Source organism: Pandoraea sp. B-6 (genome assembly GCF_000282835.1).
GTDB classification, from domain to species: Bacteria; Pseudomonadota; Gammaproteobacteria; order Burkholderiales; family Burkholderiaceae; genus Pandoraea; species Pandoraea cepalis.
On the sequence record NZ_KB290537.1, the window covers coordinates 63,809 to 71,903 of the forward strand.

The 8,095-nt window shown below is 61.8% G+C and carries 8 protein-coding genes; all 8 read right to left on the reverse strand.

What is annotated here, in order from left to right; genetic code table 11:
• Window positions 1-38: 38 nt before the first annotated feature.
• Complete coding sequence (locus tag A985_RS0116330; protein ID WP_026132039.1) at window positions 39-710, reverse strand: heavy metal response regulator transcription factor; 672 nt, start codon at window positions 708-710, stop codon at window positions 39-41.
• Window positions 711-832: 122 nt separating this feature from the next.
• Complete coding sequence (gene copD / locus A985_RS0116335; protein ID WP_017234475.1) at window positions 833-1,756, reverse strand: copper homeostasis membrane protein CopD; 924 nt, start codon at window positions 1,754-1,756, stop codon at window positions 833-835.
• Window positions 1,757-1,761: 5 nt separating this feature from the next.
• Window positions 1,762-2,148 (reverse strand): copper homeostasis periplasmic binding protein CopC, encoded by a 387-nt coding sequence (gene copC, locus A985_RS0116340; protein WP_017234476.1) that lies wholly within the window; start codon window positions 2,146-2,148, stop codon window positions 1,762-1,764.
• A 75-nt stretch (window positions 2,149-2,223) separates the two neighbouring features.
• Window positions 2,224-3,114 (reverse strand): copper resistance protein B, encoded by an 891-nt coding sequence (locus A985_RS0116345; RefSeq protein ID WP_232424651.1) that lies wholly within the window; start codon window positions 3,112-3,114, stop codon window positions 2,224-2,226.
• A gap of 17 nt (window positions 3,115-3,131) precedes the next feature.
• Window positions 3,132-3,422, reverse strand: a complete 291-nt coding sequence (locus A985_RS29720) for a multicopper oxidase domain-containing protein (protein WP_017234478.1) — start codon at window positions 3,420-3,422, stop codon at window positions 3,132-3,134.
• Window positions 3,423-3,434: 12 nt separating this feature from the next.
• The gene (locus tag A985_RS28645) at window positions 3,435-5,534 is read right to left on the reverse strand and encodes a copper resistance system multicopper oxidase (RefSeq protein ID WP_304412214.1); all 2,100 of its coding nucleotides are present in this window, start codon (window positions 5,532-5,534) and stop codon (window positions 3,435-3,437) included.
• A 246-nt stretch (window positions 5,535-5,780) separates the two neighbouring features.
• Window positions 5,781-7,151: an APC family permease gene (locus A985_RS0116360; protein WP_017234480.1), complete on the reverse strand. Its 1,371-nt coding sequence runs from the start codon at window positions 7,149-7,151 to the stop codon at window positions 5,781-5,783.
• A gap of 228 nt (window positions 7,152-7,379) precedes the next feature.
• A partial coding sequence (locus A985_RS25870) for a LysR substrate-binding domain-containing protein (protein WP_369751584.1) occupies window positions 7,380-8,095 on the reverse strand: 716 nt, incomplete at its 5' end.

Here is an 8,095-nt window from a genome sequence, read left to right on the forward strand (position 1 = left end):
GAGACGACGCAGCAGGGAGTAGGGTCTGCCGGCCACGCTCACGAACGATCCTCGAGTACGTAGCCCATACCACGAACCGTGTGCAGCAGCTTGTTCTCGAATGTGCTGTCGATCTTGGCTCGCAGCCGCTTGACGGCGACATCAACGACGTTCGTGTCGCTGTCGAAGTTCATGTCCCATATCTGCGAGGTAATGAACGTTCGCGTCAGCACCTCGCCCTGGCGCTCAGCGAGCAACTGGAGCAGAGAGAATTCCTGCGCCGTGAGCTCGACCCGGAACTGCCCCCTGCGGACCCGGCGCTTGATAAGGTCGATCTCCAGATCTGCAATGAGCAGTGTGTCTCGCACGCTACGCGGCGCACGTCTCAGGAGCGATCGGATCCGCGCCAGGAATTCGGCATAGGCGAACGGTTTTGACAGGTAGTCGTCGGCGCCCAGCTCCAGACCGGTCACCTTGTCATCCACGGTGTCTCGCGCGGTCAGCAGAAGCACCGGCGTGGGCTTTTGCATCCGCAGGCGCTTGAGAACTTCGAAGCCATCCAGTTCGGGGAGCATGACGTCAAGGACGATCAGGTCGAAATCTTCGTGCAGCGCGAGGAACAGGGCGTCTTTGCCGTTGTTCGCAGTGTCGACCGTATAGCTTGCCTCCGTCAGGCCCTTCCTGAGGTAGGCGGCCATTTTGGGCTCGTCTTCGACTATAAGTATGCGCATATCAGAAATGGGCGGACGCGCGGCCGATCCCGCACAGGCAGTGGGTGAGCGTCAGCCGCAAGCGAGGCATTATCCCATGTCGGGCTTGGGCATCGGACGCTCATGCCTGACCTTCGTCCCGTTCATTCGGGGCTCAACGTGCCGAGCGCCGCGACCACAGCGAGAATCGCCGTGGCCGCGTTGGCTTCGATAAAGAGGCTCCTGCGCAGCGCGGAGATGGCGCCCTGGTAATCCCCCCCTTGTACCCGAATCTCGAGCAAGGGCGCCAGATGGTAGCGATTCGCCGCCGCGAGGCCAAGCATCAGGCCAAAGAGCGCCAACTTCACGACGAGCAACTGCCCATAAGAGGTGGTGAACAGACCGCTCAACGTGGGACCGACGATCATGCCGTAGTTGATCAGGCCGGTGGCGACGAGCGTCACGACGATCATGGCGCCGACGACCGCAAAACTGTTCAGCGTTCGGCTCAACAGCGCGATGCGCGCTTTCGGCGTGGAATGACTGACGCGCAGTAGCAGCCCAAAGGCCGTCAATGCGCCGACCCATCCGGCGGCGGCAATGAGGTGGAAAACGTCGGACGTGAGGTGGAGGACGCCTTTATCTCCCTCGTCCATCACCCCGTGGCCGCCCCAGGCAAGCGTAATCAGCGCAATCCCACCCGAGACGGTTGCCACAGCAAGCGCGGTCGTAGGGCGGCGTGCGAGGGCGAGCAAGGCAGCAAGACATGCCCCCAGGGCAGCGATGCGAACCAGCCACGCCGCCCCGAAGGCTGTACCGGAAATCAGCATCGAAATCGCGTGCGCCCCGATCGAAGCGTAATCGGACGCCCCGGTCATGGCTTTGCCCATCACGATCATGCTGCCGACAGACAACGCCATGCCGATGGCAACCAGCATCGCGAGCAGCGCGCGCAGCGGCCTCACGAAATACGTGGAATGTCGTTCATGGCGCCGCAATGCATAAAGACCGAAGAGCGGCAATCCAAAAAGCAGCATTAGATCCAGGTAGAGCGCGAACCGGACGGCGATGTTGATCCAACCATCCATGCCGATCACTTCACCGTGAACATGAGCTTGCCGGTCACCGGATGCGTGTCGGAAGAAATGGCGCGCCAATCGACGCGATAGGTGCCGGCCGGCAGGGGTTGCGACGGCGCGATGACCATGACCTTGGGATCGTCGCTGCCCGACACCTTCGCGGCAACGCGCATCGGCGCATGGCTGGACATGCCCGGCATGCCCGTCATGACGAGCGCCGCGCCGGAAAATTGCGTCATCAGGTTCTCGGAAAAATGCAGCTCGATCTTTTCGGGGGAAGCGCCTTCGGCGTTGTCCTGCGGCGTCGAGGACAACAGCTTGGGATGCCCATAGGCGACCGAGGCAAGGGCCGCCGTGGTGGCGATCACCGCGAGACGAGAGGCAACGTGTCGAAGATTCATCGGTAACTCCGTGGGTAATTTGGGGGGGAGAATTAGGGGGACGAACGTCGTGCGTAGGACGCGCGAACGTCGACATCAGAACCAGGCGCGAACGCCTGCGACAAAGGACACTTCGCTGCGTCGCTGACCCTCTTGTTCTGCGAAACGCGCCGTATTTCCGTAGCTTCGGTCCCAGTTGACACCGATATAAGGGGCGAATTGGCGATCGAGTTCATATCGCAGGCGCAAGCCGAGCGAGGTGGACGACAGGCCCGCACCGATACCCCGGCGCGCATCGTTCTTGCCGTAGATATTGATTTCCGCAGTCGGCTGAAGCACCAGGCGATTGGTAATGAGCAACTCGTACTTGCCCTCCAGCCTGGCGGCGGTCTGCCCGGCCTGCCCGACATAGGCGGTTGCCTCCACATCGAAGTTGTACAGCGCGAGTCCCTGCAGGCCTAACGCGGCCCACGTCTGGGAACGTCCCGGCTTGAAATCGTGGCGAACGCCACCGACCACATCCCACCACGGACTGATCGCATGGCCCCAAAGTGCCTGGATCTCCGCGTCCTCCAATCCATGCTCCGTCCGCTTGCCTTCCGAACGGATCCATAAGCGGTCGATATCGCCGCCCACCCAGGCGGTCCCTTCCCAATTCAGCGCGTTGCCACCGCCGGCGTGTTGCCACTCCAGTTTGTCGAACAGCACCAGGTAGTTGATCTCCGTGTCGCCCATGTCGTGCATGTGTCCGCCATGGAATACGGCGTTGCGATCCGCGTCCGTGAGCGGCGGCACCGGAGATGCGGTCGGGGTCGATGCGGTGGGTTGCATGGGTTGAATCTCCACGTCTCCCGAGGCGGCCTCATCGTGCGTGTGCGCCGGCGAGGCCACCGACTGCGCAAGGGCAGGAACGGCATGTCCGAAGGCGGCCGCCAGGCCGAAGACCACGGCGGTTCGCTTGAGGGTCCGCGGGATCGTCGATGACATCGGCTTATCCATTCGCATCATTCTTCCACGCGCACTTCGCGAAACATTCCCGTCTCCATATGGAAAAGCAGGTGGCAGTGGTAGGCCCATCGTCCAAGGGCGTCGGCCGTAACGCGATAGCTTCGCTTCGACCCGGGGGCGATGTCGATCGTGTGCTTGCGCACCATGAACTTTCCGTCCTCGTCCTCCAGATCGCTCCACATGCCATGGAGATGAATCGGGTGCGACATCATGGTGTCGTTGACCAGCACCAACCTGACCCGCTCGCCGTACTTGAGGTGAATCGGCTTCGCGTCCGCGAACTTCACGCCATCGAACGATCAGGCAAACTTCTCCATGTGGACGGTCAGGTGCAGTTCGATCGTGCGCGTCGGTTCGCGTCCGTCGGGATCGGGAAATGCGCTCTTGAGGTCCGCATAGGTCAGCGCGCGTCGTCCGTTGTTGCGCGGTCCGATCCCTGGATCCGAGAGGCGTGGCGTGGGGCTCATGGCTTGCGCATCGACCAGTGGATTTCCGTTCTCCGTTACGGGATGCGATTGCATCGCCCCCATTCCGGACATGGCGCCGTGATCCATGCCGGACATGCTCGCCGCTGCGCTGGTGGTCGATCCCGACATGCTGTCCATGCCCGGCATTGCCGCTGGATCCGTGGCAGGCGTGCCGTCCATGGTCTGCAGGGTTTCACCGCTCATGCTCGACATATCCATGCCCGGCATGGCGTTGTGATCCGTGGCAGGCGTGCCGTCCATGGTCTGCAGGGTTTCACCGCTCATGCTCGACATATCCATGCCCGGCATGGCGTTGTGATCCGTGGCAGGCGTGCCGTCCATGGTCTGCAGGGTTTCACCGCTCATGCTCGACATATCCATGCCCGGCATGGCGTTGTGATCCGTGGCAGGCGTGCCGTCCATGGTCTGCAGGGTTTCACCGCTCATGCTCGACATATCCATGCCCGGCATGGCGTTGTGATCCGTGGCAGGCGTGCCGTCCATGGTCTGCAGGGTTTCACCGCTCATGCTCGACATATCCATGCCCGGCATGGCGTTGTGATCCGTGGCAGGCGTGCCGTCCATGGTCTGCAGGGTTTCACCGCTCATGCTCGACATATCCATGCCCGGCATGGCGTTGTGATCCGTGGCAGGCGTGCCGTCCATGGTCTGCAGGGTTTCACCGCTCATGCTCGACATATCCATGCCCGGCATGGCGTTGTGATCCGTGGCAGGCGTGCCGTCCATGGTCTGTATCGCCCCGTCGCCCGTGCTCGACATGTCCATGCCGGGCATTGCGCCGTGATCCATGCCACCCATGCCCATGTCGTCCATCGTGAGCAGCGGGCGTGGGTCAGGGGAGGGCACCTCGGCCGTCATGCCTTCGCGCACGGCCAGCGTGCCGCGGGCAAAGCCCGTTCGATCCATCGACTGGGCGAAGATCGTATAAGCCGATGCGTTTGCCGGTTCGACGATTACGTCGTACGTCTCGGCGACTGCAATCCGGAACTCGTCCACGCTGACCGGATTGACGTATTGGCCATCGGCAGCCACGACCGTCATCTTCAAGCCGGGGATTCGCACGTCGAAATAGGTCATGGCCGACCCATTGATAAAGCGCAGGCGAATGCGCTCGCCCGGGCGAAAGATGCCCGTCCAGTTCCCGTTGGGCGCCTGGCCGTTCATCAAATACGTGTACGTGTAGGCGCTGACGTCTGCCAGATCGGTCGGGCTCATGCGCATCTCGGCCCACATCTTTCTGTCGGCGATCGTCGCGCTCCAGCCTTGGGATTTGACATCGTGAAAGAAGTCCACGATCGTGCGCTGGTGAAAGTTGTAGTAATTGGACTGCTTCTTGAGCTTTGCCTTGACTCGCCGCGGGTCCTCATCCGTCCAGTCGGAGAGCATGACCACGTAATCCCGCTCGTACTTGAACGGCTCGGGGTCCTTCGCGTCGATGACCAAAGGGCCGTACACGCCCGTCTGCTCCTGCATGGCCGAATGACTGTGGTACCAATAGGTGCCGCGTTGCTTCACCGTGAAGCGATAGGTGAACGTTTCGCCTGCGTCGATACCGTTGAAGCTCAGCCCCGGCACCCCATCCATGTTGCTCGGCAGCAGGATGCCATGCCAGTGAATGGACGTCTGCGCCTGAAGCTTGTTCGCGACGCGCAGGGTAACGTCATCGCCTTCGCGCCAGCGCAGAATCGGGCCGGGCAGGGTGCCGTTGATCAGCGTGGCGGTTCGTGCCTGGCCGGTAATGTTGATGGGGGCCTGACCAATATCGAGATCGAACTGGGTGCCCGCGAGCACATTGGGCTGGCCCGGGCTCGAAATCGCCCAGACGGGGGGACGCCACAGTCCAAGCCCGCCAGCAAGACCGGCGGCCCCCAATCCCTTTACGAAGGTTCGTCTGCCGAAATGGGTTTGCATGTATCCGTATCCGAATGTCTCGACAACGCCGTACGGCGCAATGTCCGTCAGTCGGTACCGCGGTCTTCGCCCGGTCGGTACCTTGTGGTATGGGGCAAGATTATCCGGACGTCGCCATCGATCCCATGACGGCAAAATGACGAATTTGTCATGATGGACGGCTCCGCGCGGAGGGGATGCGCGAATTCCACCGTCCGCACGGGGAAGCCTGAGCCCCGCGCGGCCAATGTCAGAGCGCCCGCCGGATCAACCTTGCCGGGCCACCCAGATCTTTTTGCGGTTCAGCAGCAGCGGACCGATACCGATGACAATGCCCCCCATGCCGACGACATTGGTGGCCCAATCGAAGGTCGGGATGCTGTAGACCGCGATGAAGAATAGGAAAAGCCCGCTTGCCACCGGCCAGATGACATGCGTCACGGCGGCCCACGGGCCCTGCGTCAACACCTTGCGGTAGTACCAGCCGCAGGCGAGTCCGGTCAGCCCAAGGTAGAAGCAGATCTGGAAGCCGATCGCGGTAATAGAATCCTGCAGAATGACGTTGATCGTCGGCAGATAAGACGACATGAACAGCAGCGCCAGCCCGATGATCCAGATAAAGAAGATCGCAACGTGGGGCGTTTGCCAACGCGGATGCAGCCGCGCATAGCGATGGTGGAGGGCGCCGTCGCGGCTCTTGGCGAAGAGCGTGCGGGTGAACTGCAGCATCTGCGTCTCGACCGTTCCCACCGTGCTCAGCAAGACCGCGATGATCGCGACGTAGCCCCAGGTCGGTCCAAACAGCTTCTCGGCAATGGCGAAGATGATATTGGTGTTGAAGTGCTGGATCTCGGCGTCCGACAGCCCCAGCAGGGCGATGACGATGAAGACAAGGAAGAACACCATCAGGAACACCATCGACCAGAACGCCGCCCGGCCGGGAATGCGGTTCGAGTCGCGCGTCTCCTCGCTGAGGTTCATGGTCACGTCCCAGCCGTAGAAGAAGAAGATCGCCACCAGGGCACCGCTGGCGAACTGCGCGGGCGTGAACGCGAGGGGCGAAAACCAATGCCACGAGAACGCGTGCTGCTGCGCGTGAGGGAACACGAAGAAGCTCGCGACGATGATCACCAGCAGGATGATGCCCTCGATGATGGTCATCACCACCTGCACGTAGCTGGTCAGCTTGACGCCCTTGACGACGATTGCACTGACGACCGTGAGCCACGCGGCTGCGATCAGCGTCACGTAGTGCACGTTGTTCATCATGGGTCGATCGAAGATGAGCAGCGTGGCATTGGCCGCTGGAATCATGGCCGACACCATGAACACGCAGCACAGCACCAGCAGCGCCCAGCCGGCAAAAAAGCCCAGCGTGCGCCCGAAGACCATGCTCACCCATGAATAGGAGGTCCCGGCACTGGCCAGCGCACGATTCATGTTGATGAACGCGTATGCGATGCCAAACATGATCAGCCCGCACACCAGGATGCTCGCCGGGGAGAGCGTGCCGGCCGTCCCGATGATGGTCGACGTCGTGATCTCGACGCTGTAGGCCGGTGCAGTGCCGGCGATGCCCATAATCACCGATTCGACGATGCCCAGCGAATCGGCGTTGAGCTTGGCGGGTTGGTCCATAAGCGTGGGGTTCTAGGCTAGGTTGACATGGATGGATCGACGTTTTACTCCATGCCGGATGTCCAAGCAAGAGGGGGATGTCATTCTTGCGTTCGCCGTTGATTTTCCAGTCCCGGCGGGTCGCAATTCGCTGTCCTGCCGGACTTGCCTGGCCTTCCTGGGGGCACCCGCGGTCCACTTTGGTGCAAGGTGCGCTGAACCACGGGATGTAGGGTCGCTGTCAGAGCGTCACCGACGCCACGGCGGTGGGTCGAAGGCACGCTTTGCCGTTTCGAGAAACACCCGCTGACGGCTCGAAAGTCCGTGACGCGTTGGCACCAGCGCCATGATGGGGGCGGGCGCCAAGCGCCATTCCGGCAGTAGGCGAACCAGTTTTCCAGCGGCAATCAGTCGTGCGGCATCCCACTCGGACCGCTCCATCATGCCAAGTCCGGCGACCGCCCAATCGCTGATGACCGTGCCGTCGTTTGACGACAATGCGCCGGTCATTCGAATGGTGGCGGCCTTGCTTGCCCCCGTTCCGCGATCGTTGTTACGCATGAATCGCAAATGCGTGGCGTCTTCGTCGTTCTCGCGCAAGCATAGACATTCATACCGATCGAGCTCGGACGGATGCACGACGGCCGGCAGGCGGCGCGCAAACGCGGGAGACGCGCAGAGATATCGTTCATTGGGCGCCAGGTAATGCCCCACCCAGGAAGACGCTTTGACGTTGCCAATTGAAATGACGACATCCGCGCCTGACGCTGCGGTGAGCGGACTGTCGGCGAGCACCAGTGAAATCGAAAGGCCTTGGTGAGCCCGATGAAGCTCGCGAACCAAGGGCGCAATGTGCGCGCGACCAAAGCCAAGCGGCGCAACGATGCGCAGATTGCCGGTGAGGCTGCCGGGTTCGCCCGAAACTCGGGACGGAATTGCATCTATCCGTTCAAGGAGTTCAGACG

Coding starts and splice junctions, on each gene's coding strand:
- A985_RS0116360 (WP_017234480.1), bottom strand. CDS start 7,151: ATGGACCAACCCGCCAAGCTCAACGCCGATTCGCTGGGCATCGTCGAA.
- A985_RS28645 (WP_304412214.1), bottom strand. CDS start 5,534: ATGCAAACCCATTTCGGCAGACGAACCTTCGTAAAGGGATTGGGGGCC.
- copD (WP_017234475.1), bottom strand. CDS start 1,756: ATGGATGGTTGGATCAACATCGCCGTCCGGTTCGCGCTCTACCTGGAT.
- copC (WP_017234476.1), bottom strand. CDS start 2,148: ATGAATCTTCGACACGTTGCCTCTCGTCTCGCGGTGATCGCCACCACG.
- A985_RS0116330 (WP_026132039.1), bottom strand. CDS start 710: ATGCGCATACTTATAGTCGAAGACGAGCCCAAAATGGCCGCCTACCTC.
- A985_RS0116345 (WP_232424651.1), bottom strand. CDS start 3,114: ATGTCATCGACGATCCCGCGGACCCTCAAGCGAACCGCCGTGGTCTTC.